Annotated in this window: 15 protein-coding genes; 11 read left to right on the forward strand and 4 right to left on the reverse strand. The window is 46.1% G+C overall.

Annotated features, from left to right (window positions below; genetic code table 11):
- Positions 1-255: 255 nt before the first annotated feature.
- The 3 genes from MARGE09_RS20865 (at position 256) to MARGE09_RS20875 (ending at position 5,978) form a co-directional block, all read left to right on the forward strand.
- On the forward strand, positions 256-1,104 hold the full coding sequence (locus tag MARGE09_RS20865) for an aldo/keto reductase (protein WP_236985107.1): 849 nt from the start codon (positions 256-258) through the stop codon (positions 1,102-1,104).
- 321 nt (positions 1,105-1,425) lie between these two features.
- Complete coding sequence (locus MARGE09_RS20870; RefSeq protein ID WP_236985108.1) at positions 1,426-4,461, forward strand: malectin domain-containing carbohydrate-binding protein; 3,036 nt, start codon at positions 1,426-1,428, stop codon at positions 4,459-4,461.
- Positions 4,462-4,463: 2 nt separating this feature from the next.
- Positions 4,464-5,978, forward strand: a complete 1,515-nt coding sequence (locus tag MARGE09_RS20875; RefSeq protein ID WP_236985109.1) for a DUF1552 domain-containing protein — start codon at positions 4,464-4,466, stop codon at positions 5,976-5,978.
- Positions 5,979-6,208: 230 nt separating this feature from the next.
- Here MARGE09_RS20875 and MARGE09_RS20880 read toward each other — a convergent pair whose 3' ends face one another.
- The 3 genes from MARGE09_RS20880 to MARGE09_RS20890 form a co-directional block, all read right to left on the reverse strand.
- Positions 6,209-7,420 carry a GGDEF domain-containing protein gene (locus tag MARGE09_RS20880; protein ID WP_236985110.1) on the reverse strand — a complete coding sequence of 404 codons (1,212 nt, stop codon included), beginning with the start codon at positions 7,418-7,420 and terminating at the stop codon, positions 6,209-6,211.
- 1,145 nt (positions 7,421-8,565) lie between these two features.
- Positions 8,566-11,064: a glycoside hydrolase family 9 protein gene (locus tag MARGE09_RS20885; protein ID WP_236985111.1), complete on the reverse strand. Its 2,499-nt coding sequence runs from the start codon at positions 11,062-11,064 to the stop codon at positions 8,566-8,568.
- A gap of 201 nt (positions 11,065-11,265) precedes the next feature.
- Positions 11,266-12,498: an ISL3 family transposase gene (locus tag MARGE09_RS20890; RefSeq protein ID WP_236985112.1), complete on the reverse strand. Its 1,233-nt coding sequence runs from the start codon at positions 12,496-12,498 to the stop codon at positions 11,266-11,268.
- Positions 12,499-12,722: 224 nt separating this feature from the next.
- Here MARGE09_RS20890 and MARGE09_RS20895 point away from each other — a divergent pair, with 224 nt between their 5' ends.
- The 5 genes from MARGE09_RS20895 to MARGE09_RS20915 all read left to right on the forward strand — a co-directional run bounded on the left by MARGE09_RS20895 (position 12,723) and on the right by MARGE09_RS20915 (position 18,639).
- Positions 12,723-14,270 (forward strand): FGGY family carbohydrate kinase, encoded by a 1,548-nt coding sequence (locus tag MARGE09_RS20895; protein WP_236985113.1) that lies wholly within the window; start codon positions 12,723-12,725, stop codon positions 14,268-14,270.
- A gap of 8 nt (positions 14,271-14,278) precedes the next feature.
- Positions 14,279-15,013 carry a glycerophosphodiester phosphodiesterase family protein gene (locus MARGE09_RS20900; RefSeq protein ID WP_236985114.1) on the forward strand — a complete coding sequence of 245 codons (735 nt, stop codon included), beginning with the start codon at positions 14,279-14,281 and terminating at the stop codon, positions 15,011-15,013.
- Between the two features lie 5 nt (positions 15,014-15,018).
- A complete protein-coding gene (locus tag MARGE09_RS20905; protein WP_236985115.1) occupies positions 15,019-16,197 on the forward strand; it encodes an FAD-dependent oxidoreductase in 1,179 nt (392 codons plus the stop codon).
- 82 nt (positions 16,198-16,279) lie between these two features.
- Complete coding sequence (locus MARGE09_RS20910) at positions 16,280-17,404, forward strand: sterol desaturase family protein (protein WP_236985116.1); 1,125 nt, start codon at positions 16,280-16,282, stop codon at positions 17,402-17,404.
- Between the two features lie 26 nt (positions 17,405-17,430).
- The gene (locus tag MARGE09_RS20915; protein ID WP_236985117.1) at positions 17,431-18,639 is read left to right on the forward strand and encodes a TMEM143 family protein; all 1,209 of its coding nucleotides are present in this window, start codon (positions 17,431-17,433) and stop codon (positions 18,637-18,639) included.
- Here the strand turns inward: MARGE09_RS20915 and MARGE09_RS20920 are convergent.
- The gene (locus MARGE09_RS20920) at positions 18,620-19,684 is read right to left on the reverse strand and encodes a TlpA family protein disulfide reductase (protein WP_236985118.1); all 1,065 of its coding nucleotides are present in this window, start codon (positions 19,682-19,684) and stop codon (positions 18,620-18,622) included. The genes MARGE09_RS20915 and MARGE09_RS20920 overlap by 20 nt on opposite strands.
- A 95-nt stretch (positions 19,685-19,779) precedes the next feature.
- Between MARGE09_RS20920 and pdxR the strand changes: the two genes are divergently transcribed.
- The 3 genes from pdxR to MARGE09_RS20935 all read left to right on the forward strand — a co-directional run bounded on the left by pdxR (position 19,780) and on the right by MARGE09_RS20935 (position 22,284).
- A complete protein-coding gene (gene pdxR, locus MARGE09_RS20925) occupies positions 19,780-21,219 on the forward strand; it encodes a MocR-like pyridoxine biosynthesis transcription factor PdxR (RefSeq protein WP_236985119.1) in 1,440 nt (479 codons plus the stop codon).
- Between the two features lie 94 nt (positions 21,220-21,313).
- Positions 21,314-21,502, forward strand: coding sequence for a hypothetical protein (locus tag MARGE09_RS20930; protein WP_236985120.1), 189 nt, complete (start codon positions 21,314-21,316; stop codon positions 21,500-21,502).
- A gap of 188 nt (positions 21,503-21,690) precedes the next feature.
- Positions 21,691-22,284: a hypothetical protein gene (locus MARGE09_RS20935; RefSeq protein ID WP_236985121.1), complete on the forward strand. Its 594-nt coding sequence runs from the start codon at positions 21,691-21,693 to the stop codon at positions 22,282-22,284.
- Positions 22,285-22,315: the final 31 nt, after the last annotated feature.

Consider the following 22,315-nt stretch of genomic DNA (forward strand, 5'->3'; position numbering starts at 1 on the left):
GAAATTTTCTGCCACCTCGATGTATCACTTCAGTCTAGCTAAGTACTACTGAAGTGACTCGAAACCTCTAATAAGGAATACCGACAGGGTATTTCGATTATTTTTAGTACTAAATTTTGTGCCAATTTAGGCGCAGCCGAATCTGGTACGCCTGCGCACCCTTCCACACAGGTAAGCTCTTAGACCCAGACGCCCTAATGCCAGTTTTATTAGCCCAAGTAAGCGCGTCCATAAGAATAATAACGAGGGTCACCAATGGAAGCGGTTATTACAGCGCCGGCTCACAACGCAGTAGCGATTGGGGAAAATGCGAGTTTTTTATTATTGCGTCACTCGGCAACAAGCATACGCTTAGGTTTAGATATCGGCGCTGTACAAGTGGGCCGTAATGTCGAGCGCAACATGCGCTCTTTCGAGCTACTGGGCGCTGCAGACCTCGCCGGCATAAATTATTGGGATGCCGCGCAGCTATACACCTCTGCCACCCACTTGAAAGGAGCTGGCACTTGGCAGCGGTTTAACGCAGGGCAATGGATTATTGCAACACACATTTTTATTTCTAAAAGTGATATTAACCGCGGCCTCCGCAACTACATTCGAGATGTAGCTACAAGGCAATGCGAATTACTTGCCTGTAAGCATATTGATATTATGTTTTTGGCCGCCGACCGCATTAACAATATTAAAGAGATAGAATCACAGTTGGCAGCCGTGGCGCACCAAGGGTTAGTCCGAAGTTTTGGGCACATTGCCTTGACCACGCAACAAGCCCAAATATGGATAACGCAGCCAACCGTCAGCTTGCTGCATTTACAGCTAAAAGAAGTGCGCTTGCCAGAGCTAATGCACGTATTTGATCAAGCCCAATGCCAACGCCTAGGCATCGTGCTGGTCCTAACCCCAGCCGTAGTCCACTGCCTTTCTCAAGCTAACACAGCAACTCACCAAGGCCCCAACAAAGGCGCACCAACCCCATACGCCGAACAAATTACAGTGGCGATAATGCATTTACTTAAAACATATTCGTGCATCTTAAAGGTGGTTTACCCCCGTGCAAATACCAAAAGCATCAAGATGCTCACCGAGCGTCTTCAATCAATATAATTCTTATATGGTGCATTTTACACAATATATATAACTTATGGCGTCCCACTTTAAGAATGGGACGCCTATTTTGACGCCGGTGTCATATGGGACATCAAGCTGCAAAGCCCGCCATACCTAGGCTTTCGCGGTGCGCCTAATACGGTGAATTTCCCACATCGGAATAAGCAGTACCACATCACACTTCAAGATCTTCCCCCCTTGCGCGTTAGTCGATATCTTGGTTGCGAGTGCAATGCGCGCATTGCATCAAAGCAACAAGCGTTAGCTTCATCCCCAAAAACAACAATAAACAAATCGCAAACTTAAAAGGGCACTCCAATGAAAACCCACCCATTTACAATTATTAGGGCCGCGGGCTTTAAATGGCTAGGGCTAAGTACCTTGAGCTTTTTGGCCGCCTGCACCGGAGAAACCGTCATCAGTTCCAGTGAAGCCACTTCGAGTATGGGCATGGCGCCTTCGAGTGTTGCTTCCGTGCCAGCGTCTTCATCATTGGCGGCTATTTCGAGTGCCGCCCAAGCCAGCTCAAGCAGTGCCACACCAGTATCGGAAGCCTTTTTGCGCGGGCAAGAAGTCTACGACGCACAGTGCGCGGCCTGCCACCAAGACGACGGTAGCGGTGTTTCAGGGGTGTTCCCTTCAGTACTTGTCGGTGACTGCAAGATTGCACCCGATGCGTGCCGCGATGTGGCTTCGTTGGCGGGTTACGTTGCCAGCGCCATGCCGCAACCAGGCAAGTGTACAGACCTTAATGGCAGCAGCTGTGCGACCGATGTTGCCACCTACATTACCCAAGCATTTGCGCCTTTTGTGGATGAAACCGACAGCGACGGCGACGGCATTACCGGCGCGAACGACCAATGCCTCAATACGCCCAAAGAAGAGCTGAGCAGCATTAACCACCTAGGCTGCACCAACATCACAGCCACAAAAAGTACCGTGTTTGCTATCAACGCCGGTGGCGAGGCCTATACCGCTCAAGACGGCACACTGTTTATCGCCGACGATGCGAAATACTACGATGGCTCGCTGGGCGCATCGATGGGCGCACCAACTCATGAAGTTGCCAATACTGAAGACGATACGTTGTACCGCAAAGAGCGTTGGGGCAAGCCTTTAAACTACAACATTCCACTTGCCAACGGCCGCTACGATGTAGAGCTGCACTTTGCCGAAGTGTATTTCACCGAGCCAGGCAGCCGCTTAATGGACATTCACATCGAAGGCCAAAAAGTGCTTTCGGGCTATGATATTTTCGCGAAAGCCGGCGGCAAAAACGTGGCCAAAGTCGAAACGCTTAAAGATATTAGCGTCACCGATAACACGCTCGATATTCAATTTGCTGGCACCACCAATAATGGCAGCGTAGTGGCCATTCGCGTATTCGGTATTATTAATAATGATGCCGACAACGATGGTGTTATTGATAGCAACGAAGGCAAAGGCTGCGCCGGCACAGCGCCAAACGCCAGCGTAAATGCAGAAGGTTGCTCCGACGCCCAACGCGACCTCGATGGCGACGGCGTGTTAGCCCCCACCGATATTTGCCCTAATACTCCCGCCAGTGAAGTGGCGAGCGTAGACGCGGCCGGCGCGCTTGCGGGCTGCGGCATGACCGCCAAAAATGCTGATGCCGATGCTGACGGCATTGCCGATGTGATTGATAACTGCCCCAATACACTAACGGGTACTCGCGTTGGTGCCACCGGTTGCGCCGGCAACTTTAGCCTGCCCTCCGGTGCCGTGGCTTCGCCACAAATGCGCTTAACTGAGATGGAATACACCAACACGGTTAAAAAAGCATTTGCGGTAAATACTTTACCTGCAACCACTTTCTTGGCGGACAATTTTGGTCCATTTAAAATCTTTACTAATAATGCCTCTGACAAAACCGCTGATTTTGTCACTTTAGTCAATTCAAGCCATCCCTTGTCAGCATCGCTCGCCCAGCAGTTTGCCGGCCAATGCAATTGGAATACAAACGCCAAACAGTGCATTAACCAGCATTTGAGCAATGCCCTAGCGTACTTGTGGCGAGAAGGCAGCCTAAGCGATGCCGATGCAACGGCGGTTGCCGCTGTAATACAGGGCGCCGCAAGCCGAGGCGCCTCGGTAGAACAAGCATTAGCGGCGGGTATTGCTTTTGCGTTAATTGATGACCGCGCGGTTTACCAAATGGAAAACGGCGTGAATAAAACCGCAAGCGGCGCACAAAAACTCACAGCGCGTGAATTTATTAATCGCATGTCTTACTTGCTAATTAACACAGCGCCAGATCAAGCACTCGTAAACGACCATACCGACATTGTGCAGGACGATAATAAAATTGCTGCCCATGCAGACCGGCTAATGTCAGATGCTGCATATAAAGAAACTGTTTGGCAGTTTTTTGCTGAGTGGTTAGGTATGCCTGTGATCACACCTGAAAGCGCAAGTATTATCCCCAGCCCAATACAAGGTGACCAATGCAATTCAACTGCTCAGTGCCAAACGCAGTTTGAAGGGCTCGCGCAGAGTTATGATTGTAAAAATAGCGCCAGTAACACCAGTTGGTGCAGTTGCGATGGTGTGCGCTGTGACAGCTTAGGCGGCTTATCCACGGAAGCTTCCATGCATGAAGAAACCCGTCGCATGGTTGAGCATATTATTGATAACGATCTACCAATTTCAGAATTGTTTACCGCCGATTACAGCTTTATTAACAGCACACTTGCCGAACACTATGGCGTGCCGGCACCCGTTACCGATTGGGCGCGTTACGATTTCCCTGCAGGCGCTAGCCGCCTAGGAATTTTAACGCACGCCAACTTCTTAACCGCCAACGGCAAACACGGCCGAGACGTGAATACCATCTTCCGCGGCAAGATCGTGTTCGAGCGTTTATTCTGCGAGCAAATGCCGCCGCCACCGCCAGCAGAGCAATCGGTCAATTTAGCCGGCGAGATCGCGGACCGAGGAACCCACCCTGCTTGTAAAGGCTGCCACCAAGTCGTCGACCCCATCGGCCGCATGTTCGATTTATATGACGACTACGGTAAAAAATTCGATAAAGCGAATTTGTTCGGCGGTTTATATATGGACGTGGATATTGCAGATGACTACGACAGTGTTGTCGAATTTGCGCAAGCACTACCCCACAGCCGAGCATTTAATCACTGCGCTAGCCGCCAATTATTCCGCTTTGCCATGGGCCGCGATGCAAACGAAAGCGAAAGCGCGAGCTTTCTTAGTATTCGCGATGCATTAGAAAATACCGGATCCATTAAAGCCAGTATGCGCGCACTTGTAACAAGTGATGCGTTTAAAAACGTGTACGCTGAAGCTGCGCCACAAGCATGTAACGTTGGAGAATAATCATGAATAATTTTAATAAAATGAACCGGCGCGCACTTATCAAACACACGGCCGCTATGACAGGAGCAGCCAGTATTTCAACCGCAATGATCGAGCGGGCGCTAGCGGCTGACAGCAATATTAAGCGCGTAATTTTTTGGTACGTACCCGAGGGCTGTGCACAACAAGCCTTTTGGCCTGCTAACACAGGCAACCTAAATATTAATATGGATGCATCGGTTAATGGCAAAAATACCAAAAGCAACAACGGCTCAATTCGTAATTATATCGATGCAAGTCAAGCAGGCTTTTGCTTACAGCCGCTAAAAGCTCATCAGGGTGATATCTCCCTTTATAGTGGCTTTAAAAACCAAGGTGTATCAGGCATAACAGAACCGCATAAAACGGTAGTCGCTTCGGCGCTTACCGGGAGTAAGCCCAACGAAGGCAGTATCGATCAAATACTGGGTAAGCGCATGCAAGGTAGCTCACCAATTGCATCCATTTACAGCGCAATGTGGGGGCACCACGTTCACAACAAAGGCGCCAACGATGATTACATGTCGCCAGTAAGAACCATCGGTGGCGGCACCACTGGTAGCTCCAACTGGAACCCAATGGACACCTATAAAGTAGTATTTGGCAATAACGGCATACCCGCACCCAGCGGTGGTGATGGCGTTGTTCCTTATGGCAACGAACACGCCCAACTCGATATGCTAAAAGCGATGGAAGCGCGGCTCGAGCAAGTAAAATGCGTGGGCGGTTTAGCCGCACGGGATAAATACGAAACCCTACTCGCCTCTTATAAACAATTGGAAACGCAAACCGCAGCCCTATTACAAAAGGCTGAAGAAGAAGCAAAAAATAACGGCCCCGATGTGCGTTTTGATATTCCCAACGGCTGGAACAATACCGCTGGCAGCCGAACGGATTTATCCAAATACTGGAATAAAGCTGCAAATTTCGAGCGACTGGTTGATATTTCAATCAATACTACCGTTGCTGCTATGGCACTGGATCGCACGCGCGTATCGATGATGCAGTTTAGCGGAAGCGGCACTGATATTGGCCCCGTTGCCAAAGACCACTACCGTGTTTTTGATCGTACCGATGGTTCGGGTAAAGGTATTCCAGGCCTAGAGCCTGGCGCTGTGAACGACCACTTTCTAGGTCACGACCCAAACCAAGTACGTAGACGTAACCAAGCACGAGTGTACCGCTGGTACTACGGCAAATTAGCGCAATTAATCGACAAATTAAAAGCAACGCCCGATGGCAGCGGCAGCCTATTTGATAGCACATTAGTTGTAACATGCTCAGAGTTTTCAATGTACAACCACCGCTCCCACGATATGCCTTACATTGTTGCAGGCGGCCTAGGTGGAACCGTAAATACAGGGCAATATTTAGATTGCCGCCAAAATGGCAATTTCCGAGATGCTGCAGACTTCTTTCTGGGTATATCTCGAGCACTGGGTGTCAACCTTGATCATTTTGGCAACTCAAGAAACCCCTTCACAGGATTGTTAACCTAAAACCGTAGGGCACCTCTAAAAATAGTAATTTTTTTGTGAGGTTAAGGACAGAAGTTGCTTCTGGCAACTTTCTGTACTCCTTCATCGCGGGAAAAGTACATATTTAGAGATGCCCCCAATAAATATTCTTAGGGCCACCATTTGCCCGCTTTAGGTTCAACCAATCTTTAGCGGGATTTTTTTCGCTATAACACCGTCACAAATACCACTGTTTTATATCGCTCAAACAATTATGCACCACTATAAAAACACACTTTATTTTTCCCTGTGTTCTTAGCTCGATATAGCTGCTGATCAGCCAATACTAGGCTATGGTCGAACTTTTCCGGTGATTCAAACTTCGCAATACCTATGCTGGTGGTTACGGTTATCGGCCGTTCTTCTGCTTTAAATACAGTAGAAGCAATAGCGAGCCGAAGCTTTTCGCCGAGCCTGTAGGCGGAGTCTGCACTTTTATGGCTAGACAATAAAATAAACTCTTCACCGCCCCAGCGGGCAAAATAATCGTCTTCACGAATATTAGAAGTCATCACACTCGCGAAGGTACGGAGCACCTCATCGCCAGCAGGGTGGCCGTAGGTGTCATTAATTAATTTGAAATTATCGATATCAAATATAAAAATGTAATAGCGTTTATTACTTAGGCCAGCATCGAGAGAAGCGACAACCTTAAGAAGCCCCGCGCGATTGTATACGCAAGTTAAGGGATCACAGACTGACGATTCTTCTAGTTTTTTAAACTCTTCATTTAATTTCGCCTTCTCTATAAAAAGATTAGTGAATCTTATAATCCCTTCAAATAAAACACCGACAACCCAAATAATGATTATGTATAAGTAGAGGTTAGTCGTGGTTAACCATTTCCCAGATGCCTGAAGCTCGACCAGTTGAAAATCATAAATTCCCGGCGGCGGGTCCAAATAGGTCGCGATGCCTACTTCAGTAATTCTTTCCCTACCCCGTCTTATCTGACTACGCCCTTTATAATTTTTCTCCAACCACCAGTCGGCCAAATCAAATGAATCCAAACCAATTTTTCTATACGTATTTAAATCTTCTTGCTCTAGGTAAGTATAAATAAATTGATCAAGCTCGTAGTTATAATCTTGCGTTGAAATTTTATTGAAGGCATTATCAGTATTTCGATAGAACAATATAATTTTTGATTGATGGCCCTTATAATTTACGCGAATATTTAGATCGGTATACCGAGTAAGATCCAAGCTTAAATATTCACCTGAAGACTTTTTTTGCTTTACTGTCAGGCCGCAGAATCGCTCTTGACCCACATCTATAACAATGCACCGAAAGCTCAAGTTCTCGTTATCAACCCAAGTGACTACAGACCCCTCAAAAGGTGCTTTTGAATCATCATAGAGTGTAATTTCACTGTATTCATTTAATAAATTTAGCTTTTTATCCGGTAGGATGTAGTAAACCAAGATTGCCAGCGCCGTCAGCGACAAGCAAATAGCCCGCACCACGAACGATATGTTCTGTTTAAATAAAATTAAATATAATTTACCCTTAATCAGAACATTCTCTCTAGAAATAGATTGCAGCCGAGAGGTCATACTTTATTGATCCCACTTGAATGGAGCTAAGCACACTTAACTCGGTGTTTAGCGCTAGTCACCCAGGGCAATATCACGTCTGAATTCTAGCTGCACCAACCCAATGGATAACTCAATATGTAAGGAGCGTCTCTAAAGTTTAGATGACGAGAATATGATGATCAATTTTCTGACAAGCGGCGCCAAGCTAATCGCCACAATATAAGAGCCGGCAAAATTATTACTTTTGAGCATAAGGGCATCTCTAGATGACTTTCGACAAGAGGGGAAAGCAAGTATCCACTCCTTAATATTTTCACGATTACGCTATGTGCGACATTGTGCCACGCGGATGATTGGGAGGCTGTTGAGGTATATGGGTATGCACAAAAACGTGGCAGCCTAGATCTCAGACCTCACCAATTGATTTACCTCACATGGCGCCTTTACGCGCCTATTTTCATTGCTTAACCAGGAACCTTTGCGAAGCTGTTTTATCGCTTTAATTAAAGGGCATCTCTAAAAATGCACTTTTTCCGCGATAGCGGCGTCAACTCCGTCCTCGAATCCTCATTTACACCACGTAAACTGCGGCTCTCCGGGCGGTGCTTCCTTGCTCTCACACAAAAATTACTATTTTTAGAGGTGCCCTAAAGATATTGCTCAAAGTGATTTAAAAAATGCGATTGAAGCCGACGATATTTCGATGGCAGCTGTTGATCGAAACACGCCTCGCTGTTAGGCGGATAAGGCTAGTGTTGGTCCTACCATACACATGGTAATGTATGCTGCACGCAAGCACAGTTGGTTTTAGGCGAGCTAAAAGCCGATGATAAGTCCAGTGATATACGGCCGATCAAGAGCGGTGTTTCAACCGAAAACTTAGCGGTCATTTGCCAGCTCCCACTCACTTCACTAAAAACGACCCCACAAGAAAGCGTGGTGTTAATAATATACGTAAACGAGCGGGCTGTGACTCAACCCACCTAGAGAAATTGGTTTTTAGCCTGTGAATATTTCATGCGTTTGCCCTGCTACTTCTGCCCTGCAAGATGCTGCTGCGCCGCTAGCGCTAAAAACATAAAGTTACTCGCACCGCCACCCATCACGTACTCTGTTTGCTGCCAAAAGAAGGGCCATACTTTGAGTTCCGGTAAGTCTGGGCGGATTAGTGCGGTGCCCGAAATTACGCCGCCGGGAATATAAGACCAATCGGCCCGATTCACGCCGTAGGCAACAGTGGCGGAGTAAGAACCCACACCAGAGGCAAACGACATGGTATTTTCGCCAGGGTGTACACCTAATACAAAATTAAGCGCATTAAGGTAAATATTGGCATCGGCATATTCCGGCCAGCCTTTATGGAAAAAGTATTGCCGTACCCCAAATTCCTGAATGCCCCAACCTGCGCCCCAAATATTAGGCTTGTAGGGTACACCGTAAGGGGTTTCGGCCGCTTGTGCTTCCACGGTTTTTTGGTGCTCGGCAATAGCTTTATCCAGCGCTTTGGAAAAGGCTTGATTGTTAAAGGCATTGCGCACACGCGCCAAACGCCAGCCGGTGTTGGCTATGGCGCCGAGCACCGCGTCTTGCATGGTTGTAATTTCCTCAAGGTATTGTTGCTTACCGGTTAATAAATACAACTCAACCAAAGCATAAGTTTTGGCGCCGGCGGAATCAGCAGCTTTGTGGTTGTCTTTGTACAGTTGCAATGCCGCGCGAGTGGCCAGTGCAGCTAATTCTGGATTGTGCGTTTTCATCGCGCGGGCACCGGCGGCAATGGCGCCTATGGCATCTAATACGCGGTTGGGATTTTCTTCGGTAAATACCCAGCGGTCGTCAAAGGCGCCACTGCTGTCGTTTTTCCGTTCGTTGTCTGCCAGTTTTGGGTTGTAAGGTAAGCCATCGGTTTGCGAAGCGGCATCGCCGAGCATTACATACTGCCGGTTAGTGGGAACGATTATGCCACGGTATAAACGCCCCATCGCTTTATAGCCGCCCAGCACACTTAATAAGCCATGCTCAACTTGTTGCAATGCATCGGAAATGCCATCAGGTTGATGAATTTCCACCAGCTTATTTTTTTGATCAATTGTTGTGGTATCTAATTGAAGGTTAAATTCTTCGATCATGGTGGCTAGTAGCCAAATGGTTCCAGCTTGCGATTCCACTCGTAAATCGTAGTCGCCAGCGTCGTGCCAGCCGCCTCTATTTAAGTGTGGTACACGGTCTTTGGGTTTAAAAGATGTGAGTGTAGATTCGCCAGCGATGTAGCCATCAAAGTGGTTGTGATTAATAGGAGACATCAAGGCGTCGTCTTCGTGGCAGAGGTCGTGCCAAACGCGGTATTTTTCGTTAACGCGCATGTGGCACATTTGTACCGGTAAAAAATATTCTAATGTCGGCTGCCAAACGTGGCGGTCGTATACATCGTTAGCAATGCGAAAAGGGTGTGTACTTTGGTCACGGTATTGCGCTACATAAATACCGGGCTTTTTGATCTGACTAAAATCTAGCGTTAAATACTCGTATCGTAAGAATTTACCCCAAGCTTTAGGTTTTGCGCTATAGACCTCTTTTTTTCCACTGCTCGTCATTTCGTAAAGCTTGACTTTGCTAATTTTTTTATCGCGCTTGTCTTGTTCGATAACAATTTTTTTAGCTTGTGCTGGCGTATAGCCTACTTGCGAAACTTGTACTACCGGTGTGTAACGCCAGCTTGGGTCGGCATGGGGGGTAATTGTCCAGCGTATGGCATTTTTGGTTGCACCAGCGGCTATTTTACTGCGCACAATAAACCAGCCGTTATTGTGGTTAGTGCGGCCATCCCATAAGGTAAGTTCACCACTATTACTGGTGATACTCATACGCTTAAGATCGTCCTCCGGTGCAATTAATAACGTTTTGCCAGCCCCTAATGGCTGCGCCAAAACTTCACCTTCAACAAGGGTCACAGGGCCGTTGGGCTGTTGGGTGAAAATGCCTGTCTGCCCTACATTGTTTGCTTCTTGGTCACCGCCAAAAGCATAGGATTTACCAAAATATTCGCCAGGAAATAATTCAAAATTAAAACCGACCTTACCGACCCATTGCGCTGGCAGTGGTTTTTCGAGATCTACAATAACTTCGAAGCTACTGCCCTCTAAAGGCTGCACATGAACCTGATACGCAAGTTCTAAATCTGGATAAATAATCGGGTTAAAGCCTTTCCTATCTTTGCTTTCGTCGGGATAAGCTAATGCTTGGCTAATGCGTTGCTGCGTTTTATTCACGTCGCGCTTGGTGCTTTTGGGCACAGGCGACCATTGCCCTGGCGACGCCTCTAAGCGTAAATCACCATTGGCCGCTACACGCTTACCGTGCTGAATAACAGTCACACCAGTTTGATGGCCATCAGGGTAAATATCAGCAAACGCCGTTACATCTAAACCCGGCATAGAAAAGTATTCTTGCTCGTTTAAGGTGAGTTGCGTTTTTGAAAACGCAACTAGCGGTAAAGCGGTAAGCGCTAATGTAGCTAGTGGCAGCTTCATAGAGTGTCCTAAAATAACTTCGGATGAGAGGAATATCACCAATTAATGCGTGATGTCTTGCACGGCTCATTATAGGCAGATTGCGGCTGGCACTTGTACGCTTACAAATGTTAAATACAAACAAATACGCCAAATCTTAAATACGTAAAAACTCAGCGCATTAGAGTATTTTTAGGCTCTTCTCCGCTTTAGTGAGGTGATCTAGTGGCTTCCATAGAACATGGATTGCTCGTCAGGCATCGATGATTGCCTTATTTTTAGCTTGAAGTACTCGGTATCCTTGATGCCTCTTGCTCGCTTGCGAATCATGCCAATGCTGACATTGCCGGCTTCAATTCTGGCGCTAGTCAGCCCGTGTTTTCCGTAGTTACAAATGCCTACGCTATGCTTCCTTAGTGACTTTGCAAATTTCTTGAGATAGAGCATATTCGTCTGTTCCGCGATGTCGCACCACTGCTCCAATGCATTCATCATGGCGTCATAATTCCCTGCATTCCACAAAGCTTGGAGCTGCTCTTTGAGTATATAAAGTGTATTGATATTGGAATTATTTTCGAGCAATGTCTGGAGTTTATTGGCTTGTTTATCATTTAACTTGTCGGCATTTTTTAACAACAGGTAGTGGGTACCTTTAAGCTGCTCTTTGCCTGCGCGATCCGCCTTTCTGAACTCGATCCTACGCTGATTGCTCATGGCTTTACTGTAGTTTTGCATCACATGAAACCGATCGAAAACAATGTCAGCATTAGGCAAGCATTCGCGTACCGATTTTTGATAGGCTGGCCCCATATCCATGGCTACCGCCTCTATGTTTTCAGCGGTTTGTGCTGGTAAGCGCTTTAGAAACGCTGTCAACACCTCGGCTTTACGGCCTGTCTCAACGCCAATTAAATGACCGGATTCCATGTCATAAATCACCGTCATATAATCATGGCCTTTGGCTCTAGCGACTTCATCGACCCCAAGATATTTTAAGTCAATTAATTTTTCAGGATTAAGTGCAGGCAACGTTTTCTCTAGGTGAAATTTATCCATATTTTTCACCGTTTCCCATCGTAGCTTTAGGTGCCGACTGACCGTGCTGATACTCATATGGCGACACAATCCGCTCACCAACTGGCAAAATCTTTGAGTATAGCGATTGCCTGTATCGACAAATTCGCAAGCCTCCATTAGACGCCTACCGCAAGTCGTCACAACTTGAGCGAGCTCAACTTCCAAATAGCATTCGAAGCCACACAAAGGGACATCACGGATCGTTCTGCGCAAGTATCGGTTGATGTTGGCCGCCTCATTACTTGACGGGGCAATCGCTCTATAACGACGGTCTCGCTTGCAGTGTATAGTCAATCTTTGCAGGGCCAAGTCATGCTGAACTTGTTTGACACGCTGACCAGGAAGGCTCAAAATTTTGCTGGAGATGTTAAGGCTCATATATTCGTTTAAGTGTAGTGGCGTGAGAACCTTACATTTCAACGGATATGGCGGGTCTTAGCATCTCTTTTTACCTCACTAAAGCGGAGAAGACCCTATTTTTATGTGTACAGTGGTAACCAATGGTCTAGGTTAGCTAGCGTACTGTTTCATACTATAAATGGCATTAAAGACTACCCTTATGGCATTTAAATACTCAACCGATTTATTTCAGCGCATTCTTCGTGGCTAAAAAATACGTTTTTATTGCCCTTGATGTTGGCACCCATGCTGTGCGCGCTTGTGTATTTTCTTTGGGTGGCGATTCCGCTTTATGGCAAGTGAGTGAAGTTTTTAGTTGTGATATAAGTCTCGATTCACCACAGTCTCGGCACATTGAACAAAGCCCTACCGAACTTTGGCAAGCGTTAACAAGCGTATATAGCCAAGCGTTAAATTTAGCAACGAGTAAACAGCTTTATACCAAGGATATTCATGTGGGTATGGCTGTTCAGCGCTCATCGGTATTAGTGTGGGAACGTATTAGCGGCCAAGCGTTAAGCCCTATATTAAGCTGGCAAGATACCCGTGGTTACAAGGCTATCGAACAATTAAATGCTACCGAGCGTAAAAATATTACGCTCTTAACAGGCCTTAGGCCTTCACCGCATTACGGCGCCACTAAACTCGCGTTGTTGCAAAAAGAATATGGCCTCCCAGCACAAACGCGCCCTATAACCTTTGGCCCGTTGGCGGCATGGCTTATAAAACAGTTAACGGATAATAATACGTGCGACCCCGTTAATGCGGCGCGCACTTTATTATTTAACCGCAAGCAAGCCCGCTGGGATAAATCATTGTGCCGCATGTTTAATGTAATGCATGCACAGCTGCCCAACTTAAAAAAGAGCGCAGATTATTATGGCCACATAAAATGGCCAAATAGCGAACACTTTAATAAACATTATAGTGGTAACGCACACTTACAAGCTGTACTCGGTGATCAAAATGCTGCTTATGTAGCGATGCGCCATAGTCAGCTACCAGCCGCTGTAACCTTCAAAAAGCCGTTAGTTATGAACATTGGCTCCGGGGCTTTTATTTTGGGGCAATGCAATAAAGACAATAACAGCGATACCTTAGGGCTATTAACCAGCCTAGCCTTTAGTGATAACAATAACGAACAGTGGCTAATGGAGGGCACTGTGAATAGTGCTGGCACGGCTTTAAGCCATTGGCGAGAGAGCTTAGCCGAACCTTTAAGTGAGCATTCGCTATTTGCCCAATTACCACAATGGCTATTGAACGATAGCCATTGTGAAAACAACGAGGCTTACTTTTATTTAAATACGGCGGCAGGTATTGGCTCACCTTTTTGGTTAACTCGTTTTTCATCGTCGGCGCAGGTATTTGTGAATGACGCAGGTGAGCGCTGCACCCCAAGTATTCCACAACAAGCTGCTGCTATTATTAATAGCATTGCATTTTTATTAGTGGCCAATATTTTGCAGTTCCGGCAAGCCCCGGAAGCAAGTCGTTACGACGGCATCCTTGCAACCGGTGGTTTATCAAGGGTTACAGGGTTAATAGAGCGGGTATCTGATTTATGTGGCCTTCCTATTTTTGTCACAAAATGCCACGAAGCTACACTACACGGCACAGCTATGCTCGGTAGCAATTTTATGTATAAACCACGTATTCAGGGTCACATTGTGGCGGCTAAAAAATCATCACCGGTGTTACTCCAGCGCTACGAGCGTTATATTCAACTGATTAAAATGCAAGCGTTGTAGGAATCATTATGTTGTACCTAGCGGGCCATCGTGGCCTACCTGCACACTACCCCGAAAACACGGTAGAAGGTGTAACAGCTGCGCTAAGTGCTGGGGCCGCTGGTGTCGAAATAGATATTCAATTTTCGAAAGATGGCGAACCTGTACTTTTACACGACATGGCCCTTAAGCGTGTTGCTGGTTTAAGTGGTGATGTGAGCGCTTTTGAATTAACGCTACTCACGAAAATGAGTGCGCACGAACCCGAACGTTTTGGCGATGCGTTTTTACCAACACCAATTGCACCGTTAAGTGATCTTGTTTCAGTAATGCGAAGCTTTCCAAAGGCCCTACTGTTTGTAGAGATTAAAGAAGAATCGTTTGATCACATAAGCCGTGAGGCGATTGTTGAGAAAGTGGCGCAGTGCTTAGCGGCTATTGCAGATCAAGTTGTGATTATTTCCTACGACATAAGCATATTGCGCCATGTACGCGATACCGTTGATTGGCCTGTGGGGTGGGTGTTGCGAAAATACAATAGCGACAGCCACCAATTAGCTGCTGAATTTCAACCTCAGTACCTAATTTGCAATTACACCAAGCTGCCAGAAGCCCCTATCCCTTTGTGGTCTGGCTTGTGGCAGTGGTTTGTATACGACATTACCGAAGGCGCCATAGCACACGCCTTGAGCGAGCGTGGTGTAAGCTGGGTGGAGTCTTGGGATGTGGAATCTTTAGTGGCTATGTTACAGGAGCCCGCTTAAGCCCCATGCCAACACCGCGAATGCAAGATGCGACAACCATGTTTGATGCCGTTGTTATTGGCGCTGGCATTCAAGGTGCGGGGGTTGCGCAAGCTTTAGCTGCCGAGGGTTTTAACGTTGCGCTAGTGGAGCAAGCCGGGCACGCAGCTGCGCAAACCTCTAGCAAAAGCTCAAAGCTGATTCATGGTGGGTTGCGTTATTTAGAAACGGCAGAGCTAAGTTTAGTCCGCGAGTGTTTACACGAACGCCAAACTTTAACGCGCATAGCCCCTTCGCTTGTTAGCTTAAAACCCTTTTATATTCCCGTGTATCGCGGCCAGAAGCGATCTGCTTTTTGGGTTCACGCAGGTTTATTGCTATACCGTTTTTTGGGCGGGGGCGCTTGTCGCAAACACACACTGGCTAAGGCTGCACAGCTGGGCCTAAACACGCGAAACCTTCAGGCCTTATTTGAATACCAAGATGCGCAAACAGACGATGTAAAATTAACCTGCGCGGTGGTTAAATCGGCCGAAAAGTTAGGCGCTACAATCGCCTTTAATTTTGATGTAGTCGCGTGCCAGCGTTTGGCTGCAGGCTATTGTGTAAAGGCCGCCGATGGAAGAAGGCTGCAAGCCGGAGCCATTATTAATGCTGCTGGCGCTGCAATTAATCGTGTTGCGCAATTTGATAGCAGCTGGCCCACAGTAGCAATAGATCTTGTACAAGGTTCCCACCTTATTTTGGACTACCCCGCACCGGCAGGTTGTATTTATACCGAATCGCCAGATGATGGCCGCGCAGTATTTTTATTACCTTGGTATGGCAAGTTGATGGTGGGCACCACCGAGTTAAGCCGCGGCAGTAATCCCGATTTAAATGCCGTAACCGAACAGGAGCGTGCGTATCTATTACGGGTGGTTGCGCATGCATTGTGCGATGTAAACCTTGAAGAACTCACCGTATTAGACGCTTTTTCTGGGCTGCGGGTATTACCAAAAGAAAGCCAGTCAGCAGCAATGAATAAAAAAGCCCGCGATACTCGCTTGGTACATCAACTAAGCACGCAGCATCAATATTTAGCCATTTACGGCGGTAAGCTTACGGCGTACCGTGCTACAGCCCAAAAAGTGGTTGCGAAGCTAAAACCTTTCTTGCCTCCTTGCCATCCTAAGCACTCTACTGCACAGCTGCCGTTAACGTAAAAGCTAAGCCTGTTGCGGTATAATCGGCGTTTTTAGATTTTGCGGGCAGCGATTAAGCGGCCCCTTACGGAGGGATACCGGTATGAGCTACCAATACCAACAACGCGAAGTGCCAAAACAACCCGAAAAAGAATTCATTCTAGGTAAAGGGCGCATCAGCGGTTATTGCTCTGCTTTTTTAGGTGGTCTTAGCCTGTTAGCGGTATTGGCTTATTTATTCCCTGCCTACCTCACTACCGCCGAACTGCGCAGCGTTTACGACCCACAGGTTTTGCAGCAGGTCCTTAAATATGGCATGTGGTTCTCGTTATTTTTTGGTGTGCTAACGTTTGTGCTGAACAGCCATAAATGGCTAGGCTTTTTTGGCCTTAGTGCCACACTTGTCGCCTTTGCTCTGGGTGGCTATAGCATCCCGTTAAATGACGTGCCAGCTCAGCCTTTGTCGTTGGGGGTTGATTGGTTGATACTGGCATTTTTAGGGTCGACGATTATATTTACTTCGCTGGAAAAACTTTTTCCAAAGTATCGCGATCAAGTCATTTTGCGTGATGAATGGAATTTAGATTTTATCTATTTTTGTATTAACCATTTATTAATATCGGTATTGCTATTAGTTGGGAATTATATTGTTAGCCAATTGCATTGGGCCATGAATAGTGATTTACAGGCAACATTACAAGCCCTACCTTTAGCAGTACAGGTATTATTGGTGTTGATAGTCGCCGATTTTATTTTGTATTGGGAGCATCGTACATTTCATGAAGTTAAGCACTTGTGGCCATTTCATGCTGTGCATCATTCAGTAGAAACCATGGACTGGTTGGCCGGCTCGCGCTCACATATTGTGGCAACAATTATCGAGCGAAGTTTAGTTATGGTGGCGCTGTATTTATTGGGTGTAGATAAAGCAGCCTTAGATATTTACGTTACCATTGCAGCGTTACAAGCTATTATTATTCACAGTAATTTAAATATTCCATGGGGGCCACTAAAGTTTATTGTTGTAACTCCGCAATACCACCATTGGCACCATAGCTCTGAAGCGCCTGCAATCGATACCAATTATGCGGCGCATACGGTATTGTTTGATCGCCTATTTGGTACCTACCATATGCCCATAGCTCATTGGCCGGCTCATTATGGAACGACCAGGCGTTTGCCGCGAACGCTAATCGGGCAATTTTTATACCCCTTTAAAAAGTCTTAATGTAAATTATTGTAAGGTGTATAACAATGCTCCAGTCGCATCATTTTATTCCGCTAAATAGCCAAGATTTAGTAAACGCCTGCTTACAGCGTGAAAATGCCGATAAACCTAGTGTTGCACTGGTAGCGCAACGCTTGCGCGCTGTATTACACCAAGAAGCTTATCGTACTCAAACCGAATTGATAGAAGCCTACACACCTATCGATCCAGATTTAGATACGGTAAATATTGCGCATCACAATACAGCCAGTTTCGACGGCGGGCATTTTAAAATGTTATTCGAGAAGGTGCTTAAGCAAGCCAACTTTATACGATTAAGCCGGCACGATTTACAAGCTGCACTTAAAGAATCGTCGTTGTTTAATATACGGTTGGATATTAATTTTGATGATTTTGACGATGTGTTACTGTATTGCCGGGGTGTTAACCAAAAAACAGAAACGCTAACCCAATGGTTTGGCTTGCGAAAAAAGGTGATAAGCTTTACAAACTATGATCGTGTCGTATTGTATTTACGTTTTAAAACGGTGAATTCTTTAGGTGATAATACCCAATTATTGGGGCGTTCCGGCAGAACAATGCTTAAGCTATTTCGCAATGTGCCTAAAGCAGACTTGGAAATGTTATTTCCTAATACGCGTATTGGCATGCGCACAATAGATAAGCTACTAATCGGCGTGCCTGCCTTAGTGAGTGGCGTGGTTGTACTTACGACTAAACTTGGGGCTACTTTAGTGCTACTGGGTGGCCTTTTAGGTTTTTGGCTGGGCCTGCACCATAAACCGGTAGAATTAAATGTTGCAACGCTATTGGCACTAGGCGCAGGCCTAGGCACTTTGGCAGGTTACTGCTGGAAGCAATTTTCTACCTTTAAAAATAGAAAGCTGCGTTTTGCCCAAGCGCTTACACAAAATTTGTATTTTAAATCACTAGATAACAACGCTGGTGTTTTTTATCGCCTAATGGCCGATGCCGAAGATGAGGAATTTAAAGAAGCATTCTTAGCTTGGTACTTTTTGCAACAACGAGCGACTCCGATGGAACCTTCGGAATTAGACTATGAAATAGAGCAATGGTTTATAACGTTAAATGCAAATGTCAAAACAGATTTTGAGATAGATGACGCCCTAAATAAATTAGAGCGTTTAGGCTTAGCCAAAAATCAAAATGGACTTTGGCTAGCTTTATCCGCCAAAGAAGCAAAAGCACACTTACTTAATCTTTATTGCGGCTAAAAAACGCTTTAACATCCTTGGCCGACGCAAAGGTTTTGGTCTGTACCACAGTTCCATCGGGTTTTAGCACGACTAAGCTGGGTAAACTCCGTATGCCAAAGCTTTTAAAGATGGCCTTGGTATTGTCTAGCACAGTGGGGATTTTTAATTGATGTTGTTCGAGGTATCCCGTCACGTCACTTTCATTCGCCCACACATCCAAAGAAACCGCCGCCCAGTGACCTAAATCATCGCGGCTGCTTGCTACTTTTCGCAGCGCTGTACAAGCTTCTGAAATTGCCGGCTTACTATCGGCTAAATACCATTCACACCATGGCGAGTTAAACCAAACATAGGTGTTCTTATTCCCTTTCGCTGGCAGGTTTATCGTTTGCCCCTGTACCGATGTAAGCAACAAAGATTTTTCCAAGTGCCCATCTTTTACCACAATATCAATGGTTTTTTCTGGTGTAGGTTGTGATTGGGTAATTAGTTTAGGTGTGTAGCGATTATTAGCGACGCGATCCAACACCGATAAAAATTGTGCATCATCTTTGTGGCCCAGCCAAACAACGTGACCGTTCTGGTCGATCAACACATGTTGTGGCGTTACGGTTAACTCCAGTGCATCAGCTAAGGTGCCATCATCCCGCACCATGGGCATGGTCAGCTCTATGGTTTTTAAGTAAGCTTTTACATCGTCTATATCATCATTAATGCCCGTGTTTACGGCTATTACGGCCATTTTATCGCCATACTCTTTTGAAATTTTTTCAAAGTGCGGCATTTGCGCGCGGCAGGTGCCGCACCAAGTTGCCCAAAATTTTAAGTAAATGGGGCGCTTACCTAAGTGTTGACTTAGCGCTAGAGCTTGGCCGTTAATTCCTTCCAATGTAATAGGTGCAAGGGGTTTGCCTATAATGCCGGTGCCTGCAACATGGGCTCGGCGCTCTGCCTCGGCAGCCCAATCGAACTCCTCTTCAGCATAGCCAGGAGAGCTAATAAGGGTTGCGGCAATTAATAATGCGCTAACGGTATTGGCAAAATGTACGGCTAATTTAGTCATAACCAACTCTTTAAGATTGAAAATAATGTGGCTAGCGATTCTAATGAGCCTTATGCCCCATTAACAGAGCCAAAAATTAACATTTTTACTAGACCATGACTTCGACAGTAACGTTTTTTGACCACCGCGCTGACTTTGCTACCGGAACGCCTCGCTATCGACAAATATACACACGCATTAAAAACGCCATTTACGACGGCGTGCTGAAGGCAGATGATCGCTTACCCTCGGCCCGCGCGCTAGCAAAAGAGTGGGGTGTTGCACGGGGAACGGCAGAGGAAGCTTATCAGCTGCTAAAGGACGAAGGTTATGTTCTTGCTAAAGGCCCGCTAGGTTGCTTTATTCACCCACACGTTAAACCGCGAGACCCTGCTGCCAATAAACCCTTACCTTTGCTCAGTAGTGACCAAAAAGCGAACCGGGACCAGGCTGAATTATTGCCTTTTCAGATGGGGTTGCCAGCGTTAGATGCGTTTCCTAGAGGGCCTTGGCAACGGATGACGCAACGATTATTGCGTGAAATGTTACAGGCCGCATATCGCAACGCACCGCGCACAGGGCTTACAGAATTAAAGGCGAGCATTGCTCAGTATTTATCCGTGTCTAGAGGGTTTGATTGCTTACCCGACCAAGTAATTATTACGGGAGGATACCGCCATACACTATCGCTAGTCGCACAAGCATTGGGTGGTGAAGGTAAAGCATGGGTAGAAGACCCAGGTTATCCGCCAACACGGCAGTTATTACAAGCTTTGGGCTTTACCCCTGTGGCCATTCCTGTGGACGAGCAAGGCATGGATATTGACGCCGCCTATAGGCAAGCCGGCGATGCCAAAATGGCGGTAGTCACACCTGCGCACCAAAGCCCGCTGTGTTGCACGTTATCGCTTAAGCGCAGGCAAGCTTTATTGGCTTGGGCACGTGAAGCAAATGCATTTGTCGTGGAGGACGACTACGACGGTGAATACCGAATGGCCAGCAGGCCCTTGCCAGCACTTAAGCACCTTGATCAAGACGACCGCGTTTTATACATGGGCACATTTAGTAAAGTTTTAATTCCAAGTTTGCGACTTGCTTATTTGGTCGTCCCACGTGCGCAAATTACGCATTTTAACCGTGTTTTTTTAAGTCTATACGATAGCCAACCTACGCTTGCACAAAAACAAGTGGCCGAATTTATGGCCGAAGGGCGTTTTGCTCGACATATTGAAGCTACGCGCAGGCTCTACAAACAGCGCCGTGAACAAACAGTTAGTGGCTTGCTGGCTGTATTGGGAGATTATTTGACCATCGACCCCCAGCCCGGCGGTATGCATATTATCGCGCGCCCAAGATTTATTGGCCAAGCAAGTATTGATGATTGCAAGTTAGCCCAGCGATGTATTAAAAATGGTCTTTATGCGAATGCGCTGTCTACTTGGTATACGGCACAACCACAGCAAGGGCTGTTGATGAGTTATACCAATATATCGTCCCCTGAGGCGTTAGAAGAATATGCGAATATTCTTAAAACTAAAGTATTTGGCGCACACTAACAGCAGCCATATCGCCGGTAATAATAGGGAACTCTTGTACTAATTTACTCTCGATACTAAAGCTATGTAGGCAAACACAGGTGAGGAATAAAAGATGAGAAATATCAACACATTTGCAGCATTAAAAACAGCTATAGCCATTGGTGATGTGCAGTCAGTGAAAGATTTATTACTCAACGAATCTATTGTAGAGCTAGAAAAGTCTTACCTTATTGACCTAGCCGAATTAAACGGCAACGCGGATATTATAGCGCTACTCAAAGCCATTCCTGTCGAGAAGTAGCTCGATAATATAAATTCTAGAAAATTTAGGCGCTCAGCGTTTGCTCTGATAGGTTTTAGCCTGCCATTACAGGCGCAACAGCCATACAAAGTGCTCACGTTATTTATTTGCATGATACAATTCGGCGTTGATTCTCTCCACCAAAGAGCATGTCGATAAAAATCCAAATATTTATAAAAGGACTTCCTATGAAAAAATTACTCATACTATTAGCACTACTGACTTGGACACTTCCTTTATTGGCGGCCAACGAACCATTACCAACAGCCCATAAAAGTAATAGCGCACTGTCGCCTACAGATGTTGTTGCTAAGTATTACGAGGAAATTGAAAAAGGCAACATCTACAGTCTTGGCAAGTTTTATAGTGGTCATGCAAAGTCAGAATTTCGAACGCTTGCTGATAAAATTTTGGAGATCAATGAGGTAGAGCGTGACCCATTAGTCAAGGAATTTTTTGGCGCAGGACGTAAACCGTATCACCTCAAGCTAATGAGCGATGAAGAAGTGCTATCAGCCATCCTCGAATATTTCATCAATGTAAAGCAGTCCTTACCTGACACAAGCACTGGCAAAACCGAAGTTATGGGGCATATCTTTTACGGAGATAATATGGCCTATGTACTTACAAAAACCGTTATAGTAATGGGTGATAGTTCGCTCGACTCCCTTGAGGTCATGCCGATAAAATTAATCGGCAATGAGTGGCAATTAGAATTACGCCATGATTTAAAATCCTTTTCTGCAGTATTCGATAAAATCATTGCTGAAGGTTTGAATTAGCCATCACAATCTAACGATTTCCGAACAAAAA

It is taken from the genome of Marinagarivorans cellulosilyticus (assembly GCF_021655555.1).
Lineage (GTDB): Bacteria > Pseudomonadota > Gammaproteobacteria > Pseudomonadales > Cellvibrionaceae > Marinagarivorans > Marinagarivorans cellulosilyticus.

Excerpts from the sequence above, each read along its gene's own strand:
- MARGE09_RS20865 (WP_236985107.1), top strand. The coding sequence starts at position 256 with ATGGAAGCGGTTATTACAGCGCCGGCTCACAACGCAGTAGCGATTGGG.
- MARGE09_RS20870 (WP_236985108.1), top strand. The coding sequence starts at position 1,426 with ATGAAAACCCACCCATTTACAATTATTAGGGCCGCGGGCTTTAAATGG.
- MARGE09_RS20875 (WP_236985109.1), top strand. The coding sequence starts at position 4,464 with ATGAATAATTTTAATAAAATGAACCGGCGCGCACTTATCAAACACACG.
- MARGE09_RS20885 (WP_236985111.1), bottom strand. The coding sequence starts at position 11,064 with ATGAAGCTGCCACTAGCTACATTAGCGCTTACCGCTTTACCGCTAGTT.
- MARGE09_RS20890 (WP_236985112.1), bottom strand. The coding sequence starts at position 12,498 with ATGAGCCTTAACATCTCCAGCAAAATTTTGAGCCTTCCTGGTCAGCGT.
- MARGE09_RS20900 (WP_236985114.1), top strand. The coding sequence starts at position 14,279 with ATGTTGTACCTAGCGGGCCATCGTGGCCTACCTGCACACTACCCCGAA.
- MARGE09_RS20905 (WP_236985115.1), top strand. The coding sequence starts at position 15,019 with ATGCCAACACCGCGAATGCAAGATGCGACAACCATGTTTGATGCCGTT.
- MARGE09_RS20910 (WP_236985116.1), top strand. The coding sequence starts at position 16,280 with ATGAGCTACCAATACCAACAACGCGAAGTGCCAAAACAACCCGAAAAA.
- MARGE09_RS20915 (WP_236985117.1), top strand. The coding sequence starts at position 17,431 with ATGCTCCAGTCGCATCATTTTATTCCGCTAAATAGCCAAGATTTAGTA.
- MARGE09_RS20920 (WP_236985118.1), bottom strand. The coding sequence starts at position 19,684 with ATGACTAAATTAGCCGTACATTTTGCCAATACCGTTAGCGCATTATTA.
- pdxR (WP_236985119.1), top strand. The coding sequence starts at position 19,780 with ATGACTTCGACAGTAACGTTTTTTGACCACCGCGCTGACTTTGCTACC.
- MARGE09_RS20930 (WP_236985120.1), top strand. The coding sequence starts at position 21,314 with ATGAGAAATATCAACACATTTGCAGCATTAAAAACAGCTATAGCCATT.
- MARGE09_RS20935 (WP_236985121.1), top strand. The coding sequence starts at position 21,691 with ATGAAAAAATTACTCATACTATTAGCACTACTGACTTGGACACTTCCT.